Below are 19,657 nucleotides of genomic sequence, written 5' to 3'. Positions count from 1 at the left end.
TATGGGAAGTCCGCCACCGGGTGCGGTCGCCAGGATCGACGCATGACGACGAAGCACGTGGCCGCTCCCCGGCGGCCGGTAGCGATGATGTCCGTCGGACACGCGGCGGTGGACTTCTACCAGGGCGCGGTCCCGGCCCTGGTGCCCTTCCTGCTGGCCGAACGCCACTACGGTTACGCCGCCGCCTCGGGCATCGTGCTGGCCGCCACCCTCCTCTCCTCCCTCGTGCAGCCCCTGTTCGGCTCGCTCACCGACCGCTGGACGATGCCCTGGCTGATCCCGGTGAGCACCCTGTGCGCCGGACTCGGCATCGCCCTGTCCGGACTCGGCGACTCCTACGTCCTCACCTGCCTCGCGGTCGCCCTCTCGGGTATCGGCGTGGCCGCCTACCACCCGGAGGCCGCGCGGCTGGCCCGGATCGCGAGCGGCGGCAGCCACGTCGCCATGGGCTGGTTCTCCCTCGGCGGCAACATCGGCTTCGCCCTCGCCCCGGCCGCCGTCGGCCCGCTGCTCTCCGCGGGCTCGCTCGGCGCGTCGCCGTGGCTGGCGGTGCCCGCGGTGGCCGGTGCCCTGATCACCGCTTCGGTGATCCGCGCACTGGCGCCCCGGGCGGCCGTCGCCAAGGCCGCGGCGCGCACGGCAGGCCGCGACGACTGGCCGGCGTTCCTGCGGCTGACGGCCGTCATCGTCTGCCGCTCCATCGTCTTCGTCGGGCTGAGCGCCTTCATCGCCGTGTACGCGCAGCAGCGGGTGGGCGGGGGCGCCACCGCGGGCTCGGTGGCCCTGTTCGTGCTGTTCGCGGGGGGCGCGGTGGGCACCGTGCTCGGCGGCCGGCTGGCGTCCCGGTGGGGGCGGGTCCGTACGGTACGGATCGCCTATGCGGCCTGTGTCCCGGCCGTCGCCGGGCTGGTCCTCGTCCCCGGCCCCGCGCTGTACGTCTTCGCCGCCCTGACGGCCACGGCCCTGTACGTGCCGTTCTCCCTGCACATCACCCTCGGCCAGGACCTCCTGCCGAACCGCATGGGTACGGCGAGCGGTGTCACCCTGGGCCTGGCGGTCAGCGTCGGCGGCGTCGCCAGCCCGGCCATCGGCGCCCTCGCCGACGCCACGAGCCTGCGGACCGCGCTGCTGCCGCTGATCGCGCTGTGCGTCGTGGCCTGGCTCGTCGCGCGGACGCTGACCGAGCCGGGGGAGGGCGCCCGGCGGCCCTCGGAGCAGGGCGCCGGGCAGGCCGCCGTCAGTGTGCCGCGGCCGTGAGGAGGCCGTACCGGGCCAGTTCCTCCGGCAGGCCGGACGCGTCGTCGGCGGCGTACGCCACGTAGCCGTCGGGACGGACGAGGAACAGACCTTCGCCGTACGCGTCGCGGGCGTGCCCCTCGGGGTCGAGCAGGTCGGGGGCCGGGCCGCCGACGCGGCACGTACGGATCATCCCGCCGTCCAGCGCCGGGAGTTCGACGTCCCCGACGGCCAGCAGGGTGAAGTGCGGCCCCTGGAAGACCTCGAAGAGGCGGCGCGGGGTGCCGTCGGGGGTGGCGCAGGGCGCGTCGGGGGCCCGGTTGCCGGCGCGCAGCCCGCCGTCGGCGAGGCCGGTGCGCCGCTCGGTGGCGAGCGGCCCGTCCGGGTACCCGACGCCCATCTGGTGCAGGTCGCTGCCGCGCCGCATGTCGCCCGACCGGTGCAGCCGGGTGCTGGTGGCCAGGATGCCCGCGGCGACCGGCAGCCGCTCGGCCTCGTAGCTGTCGAGGAGGGAGTCCGGCGCGCCGTGCCGGATGACCTGGCCCAGCTTCCAGCCGAGGTTGTAGGCGTCCTGGACGCTGGTGTTCAGGCCCTGGCCGCCCGCGGGGGAGTGCACGTGCGCCGCGTCACCCGCGAGGAAGACCCGGCCCACCCGGAACCGGTCGGCCAGGGCGGCGTTCGGACGGAAGGAGGAGGACCACAGCACCTCGCCCAGTTGGTCGAGGGAGAGGTGGGTGCGGTCCGCGATCAGCTTGCGCACACCGTCGGGCGAGGTGTCCGGCTCGGTGTCGGGGTGCATGAAGCCCGCCATGAGCAGGAAGTAGTCGTACTTCGCCGGCGCGAGCAGCGAGACGAAGTCGGTGGCCCGGAACTCGCCCCACATGTGCCAGTGCTCCCGGTCCAGCCCGTCGAGGCGGATGTCGGCGAGGAGCATCGGGTACGGCGCGACGGACTGGCCGGTCATGGTGACGCCGAGCGCCTTGCGGACCGGGCTGCGCCCGCCGTCGGCCGCGACGAGGTAGGAGGCGCGCACCGTGCGGACGGTGCCGTCCGCACCGGCGACGCGGGCCTGGACGCCGTCCGCGTCCTGGGTGAACGACTCCAGGCCGGTGCCGAACGCCACCGTGCCGCCCAGTTCGGTCAGCCGCGCGTACTGGATCTCCGCGTTGCGCCACTGCGGGAGCATCAGCATGGTGCTGTACGGGGCGGCCGGCGTCGGGACGCCGGGCTCGACCATCACCCGCTCGTCGACCATGCGGCCGTCCTTCCAGTCCCCCCGCGGCGGGTACGTCCCGCCGGACGCCCGGACGGCGTCGAGCACTCCGAAGTCCTCGTACACCTCCTGGGTGCGGGGCTGGATGCCGCTGCCGCGGGTGCCGGGCGCCAGCCGGTCCTGGCGCTCCAGGACGAGAGCGCGCACGCCGCGCCGGGCGAGGTCGAGGCCGAGGGCCAGGCCGGTGGGGCCGGCGCCGGAGATCAGTACGTCCACGTGTCCGGGCAGGGAGTCGGTGCTGGCCATGGGAGTCTCCTTAACGTCGTTAAGTTGCCTGCTTCCGAGGATGCGCTTAACGGTGTTAAATTGTCAACGTGGCTACGAGACTCGACCGGAAACTGGTGGCGGAGACCGCCCTGGGCCTGCTGAACGACGTCGGCCTCGAAGGGCTCACCCTGCGCCGTATCGCCAAGGAGCTGGACGTCAAGGCGCCCGCGCTCTACTGGCACTTCAAGAACAAGCAGGAGCTGCTGGACGAGATGGCCACCGTGCTGCTCGGGCAGATGACCGCGCCGGTCACCGGGGCCGGTGACGGCTCCGCGGGCGGCTCCGGGGAGCGCTTCAATGACGGCTTCGGCGACGGCTCCGCGGGCGGCGACTGGCGGGCCATGCTCACCGCGGCGTGCCGGCAGACCCGGCACACGCTGCTCCGCTACCGCGACGGCGGCAAGGTCTTCGGCGGCACCCGGCTGCGCGACCAGGCGCTGCTGCGGCCGATGGAGACCTTGCTGACCGCCATGCGGGGCGCCGGGTTCACCACGGAGCGGGCCGCGCGGGCCTGGTTCACCACGTACGCCTACACCATCGGCTACGTGATCGAGGAGCAGTCCGTCTTCCCGGTGCCCGGTGATTCGCACCGCGACCCCGCGTACGACCAGCAGGAACGGGAGCGGAGCGTGGGCGCCGACTACCCGCTCACGGCCGCGGCCGGCGTCGAGATGTTCGGCGACACCGCACGCGGCTTCGAGGACGGCCTGCGGGCCGTCGTCGCGGGGATCGAGGCCGCGCTGCTGCACGGCGAGTGACCGGGGTGCCCGAGGGGGCCGCCCCCGGGCGCCCCGGCCTCAGCGGCGTGGCCGCGGGTCGACCGCCTGGCGCAGTACGGGCGTGAGCGGCCGCTCCACCCACCGGTGCAGCACCCACGCCAGCGTCAGCATCAGCGCCACCGTCAGGGCGAGCGTCGCGTACGAAGGCAGCCGCAGGCCGCCGTGCAGGCCCTGGACGGCCACCCAGCCCAGGTGCTCGTGGACGAGGTAGAACGGGTACGTCAGCGCCCCGGCGACGGTCAGCCAGCGCCAGTTCGCCCACTGCATCCGGCCCAGCGCGATCGCCACCACCAGCGCGAAGCCCACCGTGACGATCGCGACGACGACCACCGTCGAGCGGTAGGAGAACGCGTGGGCGGACGGCGGGTGCCAGAGTCCGGCCACCGCGTGGTGCTGGCCGGTCAGCCAGCTCACGCCGACCACCGCCCACGCCACCGGGTCGCGCCCGCCGTAGCGGTGCAGCAGGTAGCAGCCGATGCCGCCGATGAAGAACGGCGCGTACTGCGGCATCAGCACGACGTCCAGCGCGGGGACGTGCGCGGCCTGGGCCAGCGCCGCCGCCAGCGTCCACCCGGCGCAGAACAGCACCACCCGGCGGCGGGTGGCACCCGGCAGCACGACGCACAGCGCGAACAGCGCGTAGAACCGCATCTCCGCCCAGAGCGTCCAGCACACCCCGAGCACCCGCTTCGCGCCCAGCGGCTGCTGGAGCATCGTCAGATTCGTCAGCACCTCGCTCGGCCCCAGTGCCCCGAACGCCACCCACGGCAGCGCGAAGACGGCCGTCACCAGCAGGATCGCCACCCAGTACGCCGGATACAGCCGCGCGACGCGGGAGGCGATGAAGGAGCGCAGCGAACGCCCCCAGCCGCTCATGCAGATGACGAAGCCGCTGATCACGAAGAAGATCTGGACGCCGAGACAGCCGTACGCGAACGCGCTGTGCAGCGTGGGGAACTGGTGTGCCGGTGAGCTGCCCCACGCCTTGGCTATCTCGCCGTTCCGGCCGCCGAGGTGGTAGGCGGCGACCATCAGGGCGGCGCACAGCCGCAGCCCGTCGAGGGCGCGCAGACGGGGCACGCCACGGGGTCTCTTGGCCGGCGGGGCCGCCGCGCCGTGCCGTACGTCCGGCACGGCGGGCAGGGGCCGGGCGACCGTCGCCGGTATCGGCGCGCCGGCCGGGAGCTGCGCGGTCATCCGAACGCGGCCCGCTTCTTCAGGCGCCGCTGCATCGCCCGGGCGCGCCGCGCGACCCTGCGGACGGCCGCGTTGCGCGGGATGAAGGAGAGCTGGGACGGCAGCGCGCCGGGCAGGGCGAGCGCGGTCAGGCGGCGGCGCTTGAAGTAGCGCCAGGTGCGCTCGTTCAGGTGGGAGGCGAGGTAGCGCTCGGCGACCGGGCGCAGGTCCGGGTAGATCTGGTTCTGCATCGCGTAACCGACCGCGCTGACCAGCCCGTTGATGTGGGTCGGCACCGGCTTCGTGCCCGGCTCGTCCGCCAGATCGGGCACCAGCGCGTCCACGAGGGTGACCGGCACGCGGTTGCTGTTCTGGTACGGGGTCAGGCGCTCCAGCAGCAGCTCCGTGCCGGCGCGGGCGGTCGGCAGGCCGTAGAAGACGGACGCCGTCAGCAGCGCGGTGGAGAAGCAGCCGACCACGAGCGCGGGCCGTTTGCGCTGGTAGAGCACCTCGGCGAGGACCGGTGTGGCCAGTACGGTCAGCGCGGCGCCGAGCTGTTCCGCCTCCCGCTCCAGCGCACGGGACCAGCGGGCCGGCGCCGACGGGTGCGGCTTGAACACCACCTCGCGGTGCCCGCGCCGGACCACGCCGCGCACCATCCGGACGTGCAGCTCCTCCTCTTCCTCGGGCGTGAGGATGCCGAGCGCCGACAGGTACTGCCCCAGAAGCAGCGCGGCGCCTTCCGGTACGGCGTGCAGCGCCGGGTCGTCGAAGTCCGCGGCCAGGTCGGCGAGCACCTCCCGGAACGCCGCGTCCGGCACGGCCTCCGCGCCCACCCCGAACTCGGTGAGGAGCAGCGGCTTCAGGCCGGGCACGAGGTCCAGGTGCAGCAGGCGGCGGACCCGGGTGCCGACCAGCGGGTCCAGCTTGTTGCGCGTCGGGCCGTAACTCATCAGGCCGTCCGCGTACACGTCGACCGGCGCGTCCGGGAAGAGCTGCGCCAGTGCCAGCGCCGGGTGGACCTGGAGGGACTCCACGACCAGCTCGATCTCGTCCTCGCCCAGCTCCCACAGCAGCCGCAGGTACCGCTCCCACAGCGGGACGTCGTCCGGGCGCGGGGACCAGCCGCCGGGGTGGAACGGGCGGATCGTCTCGTTCCACGACAGGACCCGGTCGAAGCGGCCGCGCAGCCGCTCGAAGCCGGGCATCCGGTCCACCGGCGTGGCGGTCTCCGGGGTCGCCGCGTTGTTGCTGACCAGCAGCAGCCGGCGGTCGGCCGGCCCGAAGCGGTCCGCGTCCAGCGCGGCGGCCAGCGTCGCGGCCCCGTACAGGGTGGACGCCAGGAAGAGCTGCGTACGCGGCCGGCCCGGCCGGTGCTCGGCGTCGGTACGGGGGGCCATCAGACGGCCACCTCCGCCGGAACCGGGCGCCGGCGCAGCCGTCGCAGACGGGAGGCACGCTGCGTGTCCATGGAATTCAGTGCTTCCTTCAGTACGTCCTGCGGCATTCTTCTCAGCGCCGCCGCGCTCAGTGCGCGCAATTGACGGGCGACCTGCGGTTCGAATCGTTCGATCGAACCGAGGTGATGGGCAATGATGGCGCAATAAGTGCGGACGGCTTTCGGCAGCAGCCGGTCCGCTTCCCGGTCCTGTGCCGTTTCTTCGATGACCTGGTCAAATGCGCGGATGAAATCGAGCTGCCGCACATCGCCGATCTGGGTGAGGGAGGACGCCACCCCGCGCCGGTAGAAGACACCGAGCAGCCCGGACACCGCCATCGACCGGGCCGCACGGTGCAGCCGCCAGATCCACGGCCGGTCCTCCGCGGTGCGCAGACCGTGCCGGAAGTGCAGCAGTCCGTCGTCCAGCAGCCGCCGGTGGTAGATGCCGGCCCAGGCGAAGGCGTAGTCGACGGAGGTGGAGCGGTCGGCGGGCAGGATCAGCGCGCGCGGGTCCAGCACGGTGTTCCGGCGGCCGTGCGGCACGCGGTGCACGGAACGGGCGCGCGCGGTGCACTGCACATGGTCCGTACGGACGAAGTCGCACCCCAACCCCTCGATGGTGGCGAGGAGTTGCCCGTAGTACCCGGGCGCCAGCCAGTCGTCACCGTCCAGGAAGGTCACGTACTCGCCGTTGGCCGCGTCCAGGCCGGTGTTGCGGGCGGTGGCCAGGCCACCGTTCTGCTCGTGCCGCAGCACCCGCGCGCCGGGCAGCTCGCCCTCGGCGCGCGCCAGGATCTGCGGCGTCTCGTCCCGCGAGCAGTCGTCCACCAGCAGGAATTCGAAGTCCTCACGGGCGTTGGCCGCCAGGCTTCGCAGGGTGTCGGGCGCATATGTCTGCACGTTGTAGAACGGCACGACGACGGAGAGCTTAACCACCCGGGTGACGTTAGGCGCGGTCCCGGCATTCGTCTTGACGGGACGCGGGCTCCACGGTGAACGAAGAATGGCGGGATGGTTAACCGGGCAATTCGGCCGGCCGGTTCGCTGTCCCGCGTCGCGCTGTTAACCCGTTGTTGCGGCACAGTTGGCCCGCCGAACGGAACGCCTTCCTAGCGTTTTCGTCGTGCCCACTCGTACCACTTCCCAGCCGCGTGTCGCGGTGCTCGCGGATTCGGACACCCGATGGAAATGGGGCGCTTCGACAGCGCACCGTATTCAATCGGACATCCGTCTGGACGGATATCTGCTCCGCGGCCGCGCCACCCCCACGGTCCGCCAGCTCGACGAGGTCGGCGCCCGTGCGGAGACGCTGCGCGAGATCCGCGGCGCGGACTTCCTGGAGCTGATGAAGGACACCACGCGGTACGACGTGGTCGTCCTCGCCTGCGTCGGCGGCGCCGTGCAGGCGATGCTGCACGGCCTCGCCCGCGCCTGGCGCGGCGCGGCCCGGCGGCCCGTCGTCGTCACCGGCTACGTCGGCGTCGTCTACGAGAAGCTCGCCGACGGCCTGCTGCTGCGGCACGGAGCGGACGTCGTCCTCGCCAACTCCCGCCACGACGCGGAGCGTTTCCGCGCGGTGTACGAAGGCGTCGGCGCGGACAGCGGCAGCGTCGTCGAGTGCGCCCTGCCCTTCCTGGGCGGTGCCCCGTACGCACCCGCCGACGACCGCCCGCACACGGTCGTCTTCGCCGCCCAGCCCTCCGTACCGGACCGCCGCGAGGACCGTACGTACCTCCTGCGCCGCGCCGCCGCACACGCCCGCCGCAACCCCGGCCGCGAGGTGCTGATCAAGCTGCGCAGCAAGCCCGGCGAACACACCACACACATCGAGGAACTCCCGTACCAGAAACTGGCCGCCCGCCTCCCCGGCGGCCTGCCCCCCAACTGCCGCCTCGCGTACGGCAACATGGGCGACGTCCTGGACCGCACCGACCTCCTGGTGACCGTCAGCTCGACCGCCGCACTGGAATCCCTGCACCGCGGCATCCCCACCGCCGTCCTCACCGACCTCGGCATCCGCGAAGTCCTCGGCAACCACCACTTCCTCGGCTCCGGCTGCCTCGCCTCCTGGGACGAACTCGACGCCGGACACCACCCCGACCCCGACCCGGACTGGCTGGACCGCCAAGGCGTGGCCCCCGGCTCCCGCTACGCCACCGCCTTCGACGCCGCCCGCACCCGCGTCACCGCTCTGCGCGCCGCAGACCGCCTGCCGCCCCTCACCCCGTACTACACACCCCGCACCGCCCCCGGCCACCTCCCCGGCATCCTCGCCCGCCACGGCCTCGGCCCCGAGGGCGAACCGCTGCCAGGACGGACCGCCGAACCCGCGGAGACCGGCGGCCTGCGACGGCTCGCCCGCGACACCGTGCGCGACGCCGCCCGCGGGGCCTACCGCCACGGCGTCCAGCGCGTCGCGCCCGCCATCCGCCGCTGGGGACAGCTGTGAGCCGCCCACCCGCCCGCTCCCGGAGCCCGCACGGCCCCCGGAAGGAGCCCGCAATGCCGACCACCCCGAGCCGTACGGCCGTGCCCACCGTCGTGGCCGTCATCCCCGCCCGCGGCGGCTCCAAGGGCGTACCCGCCAAGAACCTCGCCGCCGTCGGCGGCGTCCCGCTGATCGCCCGCGCGGTCCGCGAATGCCGCGCGGCCCGCCGGGTCACCGACGTCGTGGTCTCCACGGACGACGCGGCGATCGCCGCCGCGGCGCGCGGCGCGGGCGCCGTCGTCGTACGCCGCCCCGGCACCATCGCGGGCGACACGGCCACCAGCGAGGCCGCGGTCCTGCACGCCATGGACGCCTACGAGGCCGAGCACGGCAGGCCCGTCGACGCGGTCCTGCTCGTCCAGTGCACCAGCCCCTTCCTGATCAGCGAGGACATCGACGCGGTCGCCGCCGCGGTCGTCGAGACCGGTGCGGACAGCGCGCTGACCGTGGCCCCGTTCCACGGCTTCGTATGGCGCGAAGGCGCCGACGCGGCGGTCGAGGCGGAGGCCGCCCCCACGATTCCCGGCGGCACCGGTGTCAACCACGACAAAGCCTTCCGCCCCCGCCGCCAGGACCGCCCCCAGGACTACCTGGAGACCGGCGCCGCCTACGCCATGGACGCCGCCGGCTTCCGCGCCGCCGGGCACCGCTTCTTCGGCCGTACGGAACTGGTCCGCACCGATCCGGCCCGCGTGCTGGAGGTCGACGACCCGCACGACCTGGCGCGCGCCCGCGCCCTCGCGCCCCTGCTGGACACTGCGCGCCCCGGCGCGCTGCCGACCCGCGACGACATCGACGCGGTCGTCCTCGACTTCGACGGCACCCAGACCGACGACCGGGTGCTCGTCGACTCCGACGGACGGGAGATGGTCGCCGTGCACCGCGGCGACGGCCTCGGTATCGCCGCCCTGCGCAAGGCGGAACTGAAGCTGCTCATCCTGTCCACGGAAGTGAACCCGGTCGTCGCCGCACGGGCCAGGAAACTGCGCCTGCCCGTGCTCCACGGCATCGACCGCAAGGACCTCGCGCTCAAGCAGTGGTGCGAGGAACAGGGCATCGCGCCCGAGCGCGTGCTCTACGTCGGCAACGACGTCAACGACCTCCCGTGCTTCGGCCTCGTCGGCTGGCCCGTGGCGGTCGCCGGCGCCCACGACGTCGTACGCGGCGCCGCCCGCGCCGTCACCTCCACCCCCGGAGGCAGCGGCGCGATCCGCGAGATCGCCTCGTGGATCCTCGGCCCGACCCTCTGACCAGGTAAGGAACTCACCCAGATGACCAGCAACCCCCGCCTTCGCACCCTCGGCGACCGCCTCGTCGGCCCCGGCCGTCCCGTCTACGTCACCGGTGAGATCGGCATCAACCACAACGGCGACCTGGAGAACGCCTTCGCGCTCATCGACGCCGCCGCGGACGCCGGCTGCGACGCCGTGAAGTTCCAGAAGCGCACCCCCGAGATCTGCACCCCGCGTGACCAGTGGGACATCGAGCGGGACACCCCCTGGGGCCGGATGACCTACATCGACTACCGCCACCGCGTGGAGTTCGACGAGGACGGCTACCGCGCCATCGACGAGTACGCCAAGAAGCGCGGCATCGCCTGGTTCGCCTCCCCGTGGGACGTCGAGTCCGTCGCCTTCCTGGAAAAGTTCGACGTCCCCGCCTACAAGGTCGCCTCCGCCTCCCTCACCGACGACGAACTGCTGCGCGCACTGCGCGCCACCGGCCGCACGGTGATCCTCTCCACCGGCATGTCCACCCCCAAGCAGATCCGGCACGCCGTCGAGGTGCTGGGCAGCGACAACATCGTCCTGTGCCACGCCACTTCGACCTACCCCGCCAAGGCCGGAGAGCTGAACCTCCGCATGATCCACACCCTCCAGGCCGAATACCCCAACGTCCCGATCGGCTACAGCGGCCACGAGACCGGCCTGCAGACCACCCTCGCCGCCGTCGCCCTCGGCGCCGCCTTCGTCGAACGCCACATCACCCTCGACCGCGCCATGTGGGGCTCCGACCAGGCCGCCTCCGTCGAGCCCCAGGGCCTGACCCGCCTGGTCCGCGACATCCGCACCATCGAGGACTCCCTCGGCGACGGCGTCAAGAAGGTCTACGACAGCGAACTCGGCCCGATGAAGAAGCTGCGCCGCGTCGCCGGCGTCGTCGCCGAGGCGGAGGCCGCCGACCGCGAGCCGGTCTCCGCCTGACCCGTACCCGTACTCACCTCCGTACGGCCGCACCCGCCCGCGCACGACGCTCCAGACGCCTGACGAACGGGACGTACCCACCGTGAGCTCACCAGACGGGGCCTGTGGCCCGCCCCGGGAGGCGGCGGGGACTCCCGCCCGCCGCCTCCTGGGGGTCCCCCGGCAGCGCCGCAGATCCGCCGCGCACCGCGCCGGGACCGGGGAGACGGCCCAGCACACCCGTGCCACCGGGCGGGCGGCCCGACGCGACGCGCGGCGCGCGGCCGCGGGCACCCTCGCCTTCGTCGAGAGCCCGGTCCAGTTGCTGAACGTCCTGGAATGGGCGTACCGCGAACAGGCCACGGACCTCACGGTCGTCGTCCTCGCCCCGCACGACCCGATGACCCGCGGCCAGCTCCGGCGGATGGCCGAACTCGCCCGCGAAGAAGGCTTCTCCGTACGGTGGGAAGAAGCCCGCGGGGGAGCCGCCGCACCCCTGCGCACCATCGGCGGCCTCACCCCCCGGCTGCGACGCGCCGGCCGCGTCGTCATCGGCGACCCCTTCTCCCGCTACGTCCAGCTCCTGCTCACCCTCACCAGCGCCCGCGATCTCGTCGTGGTCGACGACGGCACGGCCACGATGGAGTTCGTCACCCAACTGGCCAACGGTGAACGCCTCGTACGCTGGCACCGCCACGGCGGCCGCGGCCCGCGCGACCTGCTCTTCGCACCGTTCGCGGCCGCCGCCCGCCGCCGGCTCGCCCCCGGCCGTCGCCGCCGGGCCGTGGCCCTCTTCACCTCGATGCCCGTCGACCCGCCACCGGGCATCGCCACCCTGTCGAACGAATTCGCCTGGACCAGACGGCGGTTCGGGCCGCCCCGGCTCACCCGCGGCGCGGACATCGTCGGCACCTCCCTCGTCGAGACCGGCGTCGTCGACCCCGACCGCTACCTGACGGCCGTCGCCGCACTCGCCCGGGACCACGGCGCCACCCGCTACTTCGCCCACCGGCGTGAATCGGCCACCAAACTTCACCGCATCGCCACCGAGACCGGCCTCGAGGTGGTCCGCCCCGACCTGCCCCTGGAACTCATCGCCCGGCGCGGACCCGTTGGCCGCCTCGTGCTCAGCTTCCCGTCCACCGTGGTCCACACACTGCCGCTCGCCCTCGCCGGAACCGAGGTCGGCGTCGCCGTCTGCGACATCGACCCGACCTGGCTGACCAGCAAGGCGTCCCCACGCGCCGAAGGTTTCCTGTCCGGCGTGACCGGCACCGCACGGGCCGTACGACGCCTCCCCGCGGCGCCGTCGACGCCGGGGGCCGGACCGCCGCACGGGGCGCCCGAGGCGACCGGCACCCCTGATTCCGGAAAGAAGCGGAACCGATACTGATACCCCCGTGATGACTGCTCCATGCGCCGGGCGGCCTAGATTTCCTTCCCCTAACGGGCTGAACTTTTGTTGATCGAGGGACAGTTGCCCCAACCGCACCCGTAACCTTCAACGGGTGAACCACTTGATGTCCCGCGAGGCCGCAACCGAAGACGCCCCTGCCGGGGAACCGCTGCCCGGCGCGCTGCCGGAAGAGCTGTGCGCCGAACTGATCGCGTTCCGCCGCGACTTGCACATGCACCCCGAGCTCGGCAACCAGGAGTTCCGCACCACCGCCGCGCTCAAGGCGCGCCTTGAGCGGGCCGGCCTCACCCCACGCGTCCTGTCCATCGGCACCGGCCTGATCTGTGACATCACGCCCGGTCTCACCCCTTGGGACGGCGGGCAACCGCTGCTCGCCCTGCGCGCCGACATCGACGCGCTGCCGATTCCCGACGTGAAGACGGTGCCCTACCGCTCGACCGTCCCCAACCGCGCACACGCCTGCGGCCACGACGTCCACACCACCGTCGTCCTCGGCGCCGGCCTCCTCCTCGCCGAACTGGCCCGCGAAGGCCGGCTGCCGCGCCCCGTACGCCTCCTCTTCCAGCCCGCCGAGGAAGCGCTGCCCGGCGGCGCCACCGATGTGATCGGCACCGGGGCGCTCGACGGGGTCGGACGCATCCTCGCCGTGCACTGCGACCCCCGCGTCGACGCCGGCCGCATCGGGCTGCGCACCGGAGCGATCACCTCCGCCTGCGACCGTCTGGAGGTCACCCTCGACGGCCCCGGCGGCCACACCGCCCGGCCCCACCTGACCACCGACCTCGTCACGGCCGCCGCCCGCGTCGTCGTCGACGTCCCCGCCCTCCTCTCCCGGCGCGTCGACACCCGCGCCGGTCTCGCGGTGACCTGGGGACGCCTGGACGTGGGCCACGCCTGCAACGTCATCCCCCAGCACGCGGAGCTGGCCGGCACGGTGCGCTGCCTGGACCTCGACGCCTGGCGCGGCGCACCCGACATGGTGCACGCGGCGATCGATGAGGTCGCTGCGCTGTACGGGGCGAAGTGCCAGGTCACCTACGTGAGGGGCGTACCACCGGTCGTGAACGAACCGGTCTCCACCCAGCTCCTGCACGACGCGATGGCCGCCCGCCGCGGCTCACACGCCGTCGAAGGCACCGAGCAGTCCCTCGGCGGCGAGGACTTCTCCTGGTACCTGGAACACGTCCCCGGCGCCATGGCCCGCCTCGGCGTCCGCCCCCCGGGCAGCACGGCCCGCTTCGACCTCCACCGAGGCGACTTCGACGTGGACGAAAGCTCGATCCGCGCCGGGGTGGAACTGTTCACGGCGGCGGCGTTGCTGGGGTAGTGCGGTCTGGTGGGGGCGCGATGGGGTCGGTGGCGAGGGCTCGGGGCCACTCTCCCCCAACCTTCGGCCGGGGGCGCCCCCACGGCATCCTTTAGCCAAGGCGCATCGGATAGTGGGCCAGTGTCCGGACTGCCTGCGGGGAGACCCCGGAATGTCCCCGAGCCCTGACCGTCGGGCGGCTGTCCCAGGCGATCGGGCTGTGCACTCTCACAAGCCCGAGAGCCCGTCCCTCGCGCACAGCGCGAGGACGGCCGCTCTCCCGCGCACAGCGCGACGGGGCCCCGTCTCCTGCGCACAGCACGAGGGGCCCTTCTCCCGCGCGGAGCAGCGGGAGGCGCCCCGGAGGGGCACAGCGGTGGCGCCGACGCTCCCGTGAGCCTCTGCACCAGGTGGGCGCGCACCAGGGTGATCGTTCTTTTTCTCCCCCACCGGGCCGAGCTCGCCAATCCGACCGGAGGGGGCGTGCAGGGGGCCATCCCCGCAGGCAGTCCGGACACTGGCCCACGTATCCGATGCACCTTAACTAAAGGATGCCGAGGAGATGGCCCCCTGCGCGCCCCCGCCCCACGACGCAAGCAATGCGAACCGCGCAAGGCCCACCACCCCCACCCGCCGCGCCGGCGGCCCGGCGGCCCGGCGGCCCGGTGGCCCGGTGGCCCGGCCGGGAGGAACAATCAGATAACGGCCACGCAGTGAAGGGTTTTGCGCCAGGTCTACGCGCGTTAATCTCCCGTCAAGCCAGCGCCACCGTGGGCGCTGTGAGCGAAGGGAAGGCCCCGTGCGTCGGGTCACCAGGTTTGCCGCCGCGGCCAGCGCCTCCGCGTTTCTCGCGGTCACCGCCACCGCTTGCGGCCAGAGCTTCGCCGAGGCGAACCGGGCCAGCCATGCCGGTGTCGGGCTCGCGTTCGACATCGGCGGGCGGGACGACCACTCCTTCAACGAGGCGGCCGCCCGCGGCACCGAGAACGCCAGGAAGAAGCTGGGCGTCAACGTCAAGATGCTGACCGCGAAGAACGGCGAGACGGAGGCGGACCGCGAGCAGCGGCTCACGTCGTTCGCCGAGGCCGGATACAACCCGGTCATAGGGGTCGGTTTCGCCTACAGCCGGTCCATCGAGAACGTCGCCAAGGATTTCCCGGAGACGACGTTCGGCGTCGTGGACGCGGTGCCGCAGGGCAAGAACGTGGACGCGATGGTCTTCGCGGAGCACGAGGGCTCGTACCTGGCGGGCGTCGCCGCCGCGCTCAAGAGCAAGAACCACAAGGTCGGCTTCATCGGCGGCGTGAACAACGCGCTGATCCAGAAGTTCCAGGCCGGTTTCGAGCAAGGTGTACGGGACACCGACCCGAACACCAAGATCACGTCGCAGTACCTGTACCCCAACAACGACAAGGGGTTCAACGATCCGGCCGCCGCGAAGGCCAAGGCCGGCGGCATGCTGGACAGCGGTATCGACGTGATCTACTCCGCGGCCGGCCAGTCGGGCGCGGGCGCCATCGAGGCGATCAGCAAGCGCAAGGGCGCCTGGGCGATCGGCGTGGACTCCGACCAGTACCTTCAGCCGGGCCTGGCGAAGTACAAGGACTGCATCCTGACGTCGGTGGTCAAGAACGTGGACGTGGCGGTGTTCGACCTGATCAAGAGCGTCGAGGACGGCAAGCCGTTGACGGGCGTGCACGCGTACGACATGAAGAAGAAGGGCGTCACGCTCGCCACGTCGGGCGGCTTCATCAAGGACATCCAGCCGCAGATCGACGCCGCCCGGCAGAAGATCGTCGAGGGCAAGGTGAAGGTCAAGGAGACGCCGTAGCAGGGCGCCGGACGGTGTCCCGCCGCATCGCGGCCCGATACCGTGCGCCCCACCGCGGCCGCGGAGACACCCCGGCCGGATCACCGTCCGGCCGCGGACAGACCCCGGCCGAATCACCACGCGGCCGCGGACACACCCCCGCCCGCGCCCCCGACGGCCGGTATTCGCTGCCGCCGTCCGCCCAAGGACACGCCGTCCGCCCAGGACATGGCCAAGGACAACCACCCCCGAGGGGAGTGCGCCATCAACGCAGCACCCACGATCAGCCGCCCGGCGAAGCCGGGCCCCGCAGCCGTCGAACTCCGCGGTATCACCAAGCGTTTCCCCGGTGTCGTCGCCAACCACGACATCGACCTGACCGTGCGCCGCGGCACCGTGCACGCCCTGTGCGGCGAGAACGGCGCGGGCAAGTCGACGCTGATGAAGATCCTTTACGGCATGCAGAAGCCGGACGAGGGCACCATCACGCTCGACGGCGAGCAGGCGGCACTGGGCACCCCGGCGGACGCCATCGCCCGCGGCATCGGCATGGTGCACCAGCACTTCATGCTGGCCGACAACCTCACCGTCCTGGAGAACGTGGTCCTCGGCGCGGAGAAGCTGCACGGCATCGCCGGCAGGGCCCGCGCCAAGATCATGGAGATCTCGGACGCGTACGGACTCGCCGTCCGGCCCGACGTCCTCGTGGAGGACCTCGGCGTCGCGGACCGGCAGCGGGTGGAGATCCTCAAGGTCCTCTACCGCGGCGCCCGTACGCTCATCCTCGACGAGCCGACCGCGGTCCTGGTCCCGCAGGAGGTCGACGCGCTCTTCGACAACCTGCGGGAGCTGAAGTCCGAGGGCCTGACCGTCATCTTCATCTCGCACAAGCTGGGCGAGGTGCTGTCCGTCGCGGACGACATCACCGTCATCCGCCGGGGCACCACCGTCGCCTCGGTGGAGCCGTCGAAGACCACGCCGAAGCAGCTCGCCGAGCTGATGGTGGGCAGCGAACTGCCGTCCCCGGAGACGCGTGAGTCGACGGTGACGGACACACCGATGCTGGGCGTCGCGGATCTCCGTCTGAGCGCCACCGACTCCGACGGCGTCGTACGGACCGTGCTGGACGGCATCACCTTCACCATTCACAAGGGCGAGGTGCTCGGCGTCGCCGGCGTGGAGGGCAACGGACAGGCCGAACTGGTCGAGGCGATCATCGGCACCCGCGCCTTGGACACCGGCACCGTGACGCTGGACGGGCAGGACCTGTCCGGCGCCAGCACGCGCAAGCGCCGCGAGGACGGCATCGGTTACGTACCCGAGGACCGCCACCGGCACGGCCTGCTCCTGGAGGCACCCCTGTGGGAGAACCGCGTCCTGGGGCACGTCACGGAGCGACCGAACAGCAAGGGCCGGCTGCTCGACCTGGCCGGTGCCCGTAAGGACACCGAGCGGATCGTCGCCGAGTACGACGTACGGACGCCCGGTATCGAGGTGACGGCGGCCTCGCTGTCCGGCGGCAACCAGCAGAAGCTGATCGTCGGCCGGGAGATGAGCCATCACCCCAAGCTGCTGATCGCCGCCCACCCCACGCGCGGCGTGGACGTCGGCGCGCAGGCGCAGATCTGGGAGCAGATCCGCGCGGCGCGCCGGGAGGGCCTGGCGGTCCTGCTGATCTCTGCCGACCTGGACGAGCTGATCGGGCTCTCCGACACCCTGCGGGTGATGTACCGGGGCCGGCTGGTCGCGGACGCCGACCCCGCGACCATCACCCCGGAGGAGTTGGGCTCGGCCATGACCGGTGCCGCCAGCGGTCACCTCACCGCTGAAGACGCTGAGACGCGCGAGGGTGGTGACCGGGAGTGAAGACGCTGACCAGGTCGTTCACCAAGGACAAGGTGCTGTTGGCGCTCGCGGCGCCGCTGCTGGCCGTCGCCGCCGCGTTCGTCATCAGTTCGCTGGTCTTCCTGGCGTCGGGCGAGAACCCGCTGCGCGCCTACTGGATCATGGTCGATTACGGCCATTACAGCGACAGCCAGGTCTGGATCGTCAACAAGGCGGTGCCGTACTACCTGTCGGCACTGGCGGTCGCCATCGGCTTCCGGATGAACCTGTTCAACATCGGTGTGGACGGGCAGTACCGGCTGGCGGCCTTCGCGGCGGCCGCGGTCGGCGGCGCGATCGCGCTGCCCGGCGCGCTCCAGATCATCCTGCTCATCGTGATCGCCATGCTGGTGGGCGCGGTGTGGGCGGGCATCGCGGGCGTACTGAAGACCTCGCGCGGCGTCAGCGAGGTGATCACCACGATCATGCTGAACGCCATCGCCGCCTCCGTGATCGGCTACTTCCTCCAGGACGGCCGCCTCGCGATCAAGGACGGCAACCTCCTGCACACGAAGTTCCTGCCGGAGTCCAGCCACTTCTTCAGCTTCCCGACCGACCCCAAGCCGGTCTACGGCTTCGTGCTGATCGCGGCGCTGGCCGGCTTCGTCTACTGGTTCGTGCTCAACCGCACCCGCTTCGGTTTCGACCTGCGCGCGGTGGGTGCTTCCGAGCCGGCCGCCGAGGCGAGCGGCGTCAGCGTCAAGCGCATGGTGGTCATCTCCATGCTGCTCTCTGGTGCCGCGGCGGGCCTGGTGGGCATGCCGACCCTGCTCAACGAGTCCTTCAACTACGGCACCGACTTCCCGGCCGGCATCGGCTTCACCGGCATCGCCATCGCGCTGCTGGGCCGCAACCACCCGGTGGGCATGGCGTTCGGCGCGCTGTTGTGGGCGTTCCTCGACCGCACCGGCTCCCGCCTGGAGTTCGAGGGGTACGCACAGGAGATCGTCGGCGTCATCCAGGGCGTGATCGTGCTGTGCGTGGTCATCGCGTACGAGATCGTGCGCCGGTACGGGCTGCGCGCCCAGCAGCGCAAGGTCGGCGAGGAGCTGGCCGCCCAGGCCCGTACGAACCCAGGTGAGAACGACAAGGCGGAGGCGACCGCGTGAGTACCGAACTCAAGCCCGCGGCCCGGCCCGGCGCCAGTGCGTCGCGGGGCGGCCGCCGCAAGCTGACCTACCCCGTCATCCTGCTGATCGTCGCCGGGGCGATCGTCGCGGTGTCCCTGCTGCGCGCGGTGACCGGCACCGACGACCTGACCTCGGCCGGACAGTTCAGCGCGGCGCTCGCCGCCGCCACCTCGATCGGCCTGGCCGGTCTCGGCGGCCTGTGGGCCGAGCGGGCCGGCGTGGTCAACATCGGTCTCGAAGGCATGATGATGCTCGGCTCGTTCGCGGCCGGCTGGATCGGCTGGCAGCACGGCCCATGGGCCGCCGCGGCCGTCGGCATCCTGGGCGGCGCCCTCGGCGGGCTGGTGCACGCGATTGCCACCGTCAGCTTCGGCGTCGACCACATCGTCTCCGGTGTGGCGATCAACATCCTGGCGCTGGGCGCGACGCAGTACCTGGCCACGCTGTGGTTCGGGGCGGAGGGCAGCGCGGCGATGCGGGCGGGCGGCAACGACAAGCAGTCGCCGCCGATGGCCGACATGCCGACGTTCACGGTCCCGGGCCTCTCGGACGCGTTGCGATCCCTCGAAAACCACCACTGGTTCCTGGTCTCCGACGTGGCCGGCATCCTGGGCGGCCTGGTAACCAACGTCTCCTGGCTCACCGTGCTGGCCGTACTGCTCTTCGTCGGCACCTTCTACCTGCTGTGGCGCTCCTCCTTCGGCCTGCGGCTACGGTCCTGCGGCGAGGCGCCGGTCTCGGCGGAGTCGCTGGGCGTCAACGTCTACACGTACAAGTACGCGGCGGTGCTGGTCTCCGGTGCGCTGGCCGGGCTCGGCGGCGCGTTCCTGTCCATCAGTACGCACTTCTTCCAGGACGGGCAGACCGGCGGCCGCGGCTACATCGGCCTGGCCACGATGATCTTCGGCAACTGGCGGCCCGGCGGGGTCGCGATGGGGGCGGGCCTGTTCGGCTTCATGGACGCCATGCAACTGCGCAGCGGCGGCCCGACCGTGCACGCGCTGCTGCTGGGCCTGGCCGCGCTGCTCGCCGTCCTGGCGCTGTTCCGCCTGCGCGCGGCCAAGCGCGCCCAGGCGTCGGTCGCGGGTGTCGCGGCGGTCCTCCTCGTCCTCTGGTACTTCCTCACCGACGCGGTGCCGCTGGAGCTCGTCGAGGCCAGCCCGTACATCGCCACGCTGCTGGTGCTGGCGTTGTTCGCGCAGCGGCTGCGGCCCCCGAAGGCCAACGGCAAGCCGTACCGGCGGGGGCAGGGCACATGACGGACGAT

Annotated in this window: 15 protein-coding genes; 11 read left to right on the top strand and 4 right to left on the bottom strand. The window is 72.3% G+C overall.

Annotation, left to right across the window (positions count from 1 at the left end):
• Positions 1 to 42 precede the first annotated feature (42 nt).
• A complete protein-coding gene (locus ACZ4QV_RS36930; protein ID WP_361156503.1) occupies positions 43 to 1,257 on the top strand; it encodes an MFS transporter in 1,215 nt (404 codons plus the stop codon).
• Here ACZ4QV_RS36930 and ACZ4QV_RS36925 read toward each other — a convergent pair.
• Positions 1,238 to 2,755 (bottom strand): FAD-dependent monooxygenase, encoded by a 1,518-nt coding sequence (locus ACZ4QV_RS36925; RefSeq protein ID WP_361582894.1) that lies wholly within the window; start codon positions 2,753 to 2,755, stop codon positions 1,238 to 1,240. The genes ACZ4QV_RS36930 and ACZ4QV_RS36925 overlap by 20 nt on opposite strands.
• A gap of 68 nt (positions 2,756 to 2,823) precedes the next feature.
• Between ACZ4QV_RS36925 and ACZ4QV_RS36920 the strand changes: the two genes are divergently transcribed.
• A complete protein-coding gene (locus tag ACZ4QV_RS36920; RefSeq protein WP_361156499.1) occupies positions 2,824 to 3,534 on the top strand; it encodes a TetR/AcrR family transcriptional regulator C-terminal domain-containing protein in 711 nt (236 codons plus the stop codon).
• A 39-nt stretch (positions 3,535 to 3,573) separates the two neighbouring features.
• Here ACZ4QV_RS36920 and ACZ4QV_RS36915 read toward each other — a convergent pair whose 3' ends face one another.
• From ACZ4QV_RS36915 to ACZ4QV_RS36905, 3 genes are read right to left on the bottom strand one after another with little or no spacing between them, the layout of a single operon-like run.
• Positions 3,574 to 4,752 (bottom strand): acyltransferase family protein, encoded by a 1,179-nt coding sequence (locus ACZ4QV_RS36915; protein ID WP_361156496.1) that lies wholly within the window; start codon positions 4,750 to 4,752, stop codon positions 3,574 to 3,576.
• The gene (locus ACZ4QV_RS36910) at positions 4,749 to 6,131 is read right to left on the bottom strand and encodes a polysialyltransferase family glycosyltransferase (protein ID WP_361156494.1); all 1,383 of its coding nucleotides are present in this window, start codon (positions 6,129 to 6,131) and stop codon (positions 4,749 to 4,751) included. The genes ACZ4QV_RS36915 and ACZ4QV_RS36910 overlap by 4 nt, the downstream gene beginning before the upstream one ends.
• Positions 6,131 to 7,108, bottom strand: coding sequence for a glycosyltransferase family 2 protein (locus ACZ4QV_RS36905; RefSeq protein WP_361156492.1), 978 nt, complete (start codon positions 7,106 to 7,108; stop codon positions 6,131 to 6,133). Before ACZ4QV_RS36905 ends, ACZ4QV_RS36910 begins: the two co-directional genes overlap by 1 nt.
• A gap of 187 nt (positions 7,109 to 7,295) precedes the next feature.
• Here ACZ4QV_RS36905 and ACZ4QV_RS36900 point away from each other — a divergent pair, with 187 nt between their 5' ends.
• The 9 genes from ACZ4QV_RS36900 (at position 7,296) to ACZ4QV_RS36860 (ending at position 19,649) form a co-directional block, all read left to right on the top strand.
• The gene (locus tag ACZ4QV_RS36900; RefSeq protein ID WP_467764051.1) at positions 7,296 to 8,621 is read left to right on the top strand and encodes a DUF6716 putative glycosyltransferase; all 1,326 of its coding nucleotides are present in this window, start codon (positions 7,296 to 7,298) and stop codon (positions 8,619 to 8,621) included.
• Positions 8,622 to 8,674: 53 nt separating this feature from the next.
• The gene (locus ACZ4QV_RS36895) at positions 8,675 to 9,910 is read left to right on the top strand and encodes an acylneuraminate cytidylyltransferase (RefSeq protein ID WP_361156489.1); all 1,236 of its coding nucleotides are present in this window, start codon (positions 8,675 to 8,677) and stop codon (positions 9,908 to 9,910) included.
• Between the two features lie 21 nt (positions 9,911 to 9,931).
• On the top strand, positions 9,932 to 10,864 hold the full coding sequence (locus ACZ4QV_RS36890; protein WP_361582902.1) for an N-acetylneuraminate synthase family protein: 933 nt from the start codon (positions 9,932 to 9,934) through the stop codon (positions 10,862 to 10,864).
• A gap of 82 nt (positions 10,865 to 10,946) precedes the next feature.
• Positions 10,947 to 12,236, top strand: coding sequence for a hypothetical protein (locus ACZ4QV_RS36885; RefSeq protein WP_467764050.1), 1,290 nt, complete (start codon positions 10,947 to 10,949; stop codon positions 12,234 to 12,236).
• A 127-nt stretch (positions 12,237 to 12,363) separates the two neighbouring features.
• Positions 12,364 to 13,587, top strand: a complete 1,224-nt coding sequence (locus tag ACZ4QV_RS36880; RefSeq protein WP_361156795.1) for an amidohydrolase — start codon at positions 12,364 to 12,366, stop codon at positions 13,585 to 13,587.
• Between the two features lie 778 nt (positions 13,588 to 14,365).
• On the top strand, positions 14,366 to 15,397 hold the full coding sequence (locus ACZ4QV_RS36875; protein ID WP_361156484.1) for a BMP family lipoprotein: 1,032 nt from the start codon (positions 14,366 to 14,368) through the stop codon (positions 15,395 to 15,397).
• Between the two features lie 207 nt (positions 15,398 to 15,604).
• Entirely contained in the window at positions 15,605 to 17,242 is a 1,638-nt protein-coding gene (locus ACZ4QV_RS36870) for an ABC transporter ATP-binding protein (protein ID WP_361156480.1), read from the top strand.
• Positions 17,239 to 18,369 carry an ABC transporter permease gene (locus ACZ4QV_RS36865; protein ID WP_467764049.1) on the top strand — a complete coding sequence of 377 codons (1,131 nt, stop codon included), beginning with the start codon at positions 17,239 to 17,241 and terminating at the stop codon, positions 18,367 to 18,369. Before ACZ4QV_RS36870 ends, ACZ4QV_RS36865 begins: the two co-directional genes overlap by 4 nt.
• Positions 18,366 to 19,649: an ABC transporter permease gene (locus ACZ4QV_RS36860; protein WP_361616859.1), complete on the top strand. Its 1,284-nt coding sequence runs from the start codon at positions 18,366 to 18,368 to the stop codon at positions 19,647 to 19,649. The genes ACZ4QV_RS36865 and ACZ4QV_RS36860 overlap by 4 nt, the downstream gene beginning before the upstream one ends.
• The last annotated feature ends 8 nt before the right edge of the window (positions 19,650 to 19,657 follow it).

The organism is Streptomyces sp. NPDC026394 (assembly GCF_055567735.1).
Note: the sequence above shows the minus strand (reverse complement) of the source record. Positions and strands in the feature narration are given on the sequence as shown.

What these genes read in the sequence shown, in the direction of transcription:
- ACZ4QV_RS36870 (WP_361156480.1), top strand. Translation starts at nt 15,605, where the DNA reads ATGGCCAAGGACAACCACCCCCGAGGGGAGTGCGCCATCAACGCAGCA.
- ACZ4QV_RS36890 (WP_361582902.1), top strand. Translation starts at nt 9,932, where the DNA reads ATGACCAGCAACCCCCGCCTTCGCACCCTCGGCGACCGCCTCGTCGGC.
- ACZ4QV_RS36915 (WP_361156496.1), bottom strand. Translation starts at nt 4,752, where the DNA reads ATGACCGCGCAGCTCCCGGCCGGCGCGCCGATACCGGCGACGGTCGCC.
- ACZ4QV_RS36925 (WP_361582894.1), bottom strand. Translation starts at nt 2,755, where the DNA reads ATGGCCAGCACCGACTCCCTGCCCGGACACGTGGACGTACTGATCTCC.
- ACZ4QV_RS36930 (WP_361156503.1), top strand. Translation starts at nt 43, where the DNA reads ATGACGACGAAGCACGTGGCCGCTCCCCGGCGGCCGGTAGCGATGATG.
- ACZ4QV_RS36880 (WP_361156795.1), top strand. Translation starts at nt 12,364, where the DNA reads ATGTCCCGCGAGGCCGCAACCGAAGACGCCCCTGCCGGGGAACCGCTG.
- ACZ4QV_RS36895 (WP_361156489.1), top strand. Translation starts at nt 8,675, where the DNA reads ATGCCGACCACCCCGAGCCGTACGGCCGTGCCCACCGTCGTGGCCGTC.
- ACZ4QV_RS36910 (WP_361156494.1), bottom strand. Translation starts at nt 6,131, where the DNA reads ATGGCCCCCCGTACCGACGCCGAGCACCGGCCGGGCCGGCCGCGTACG.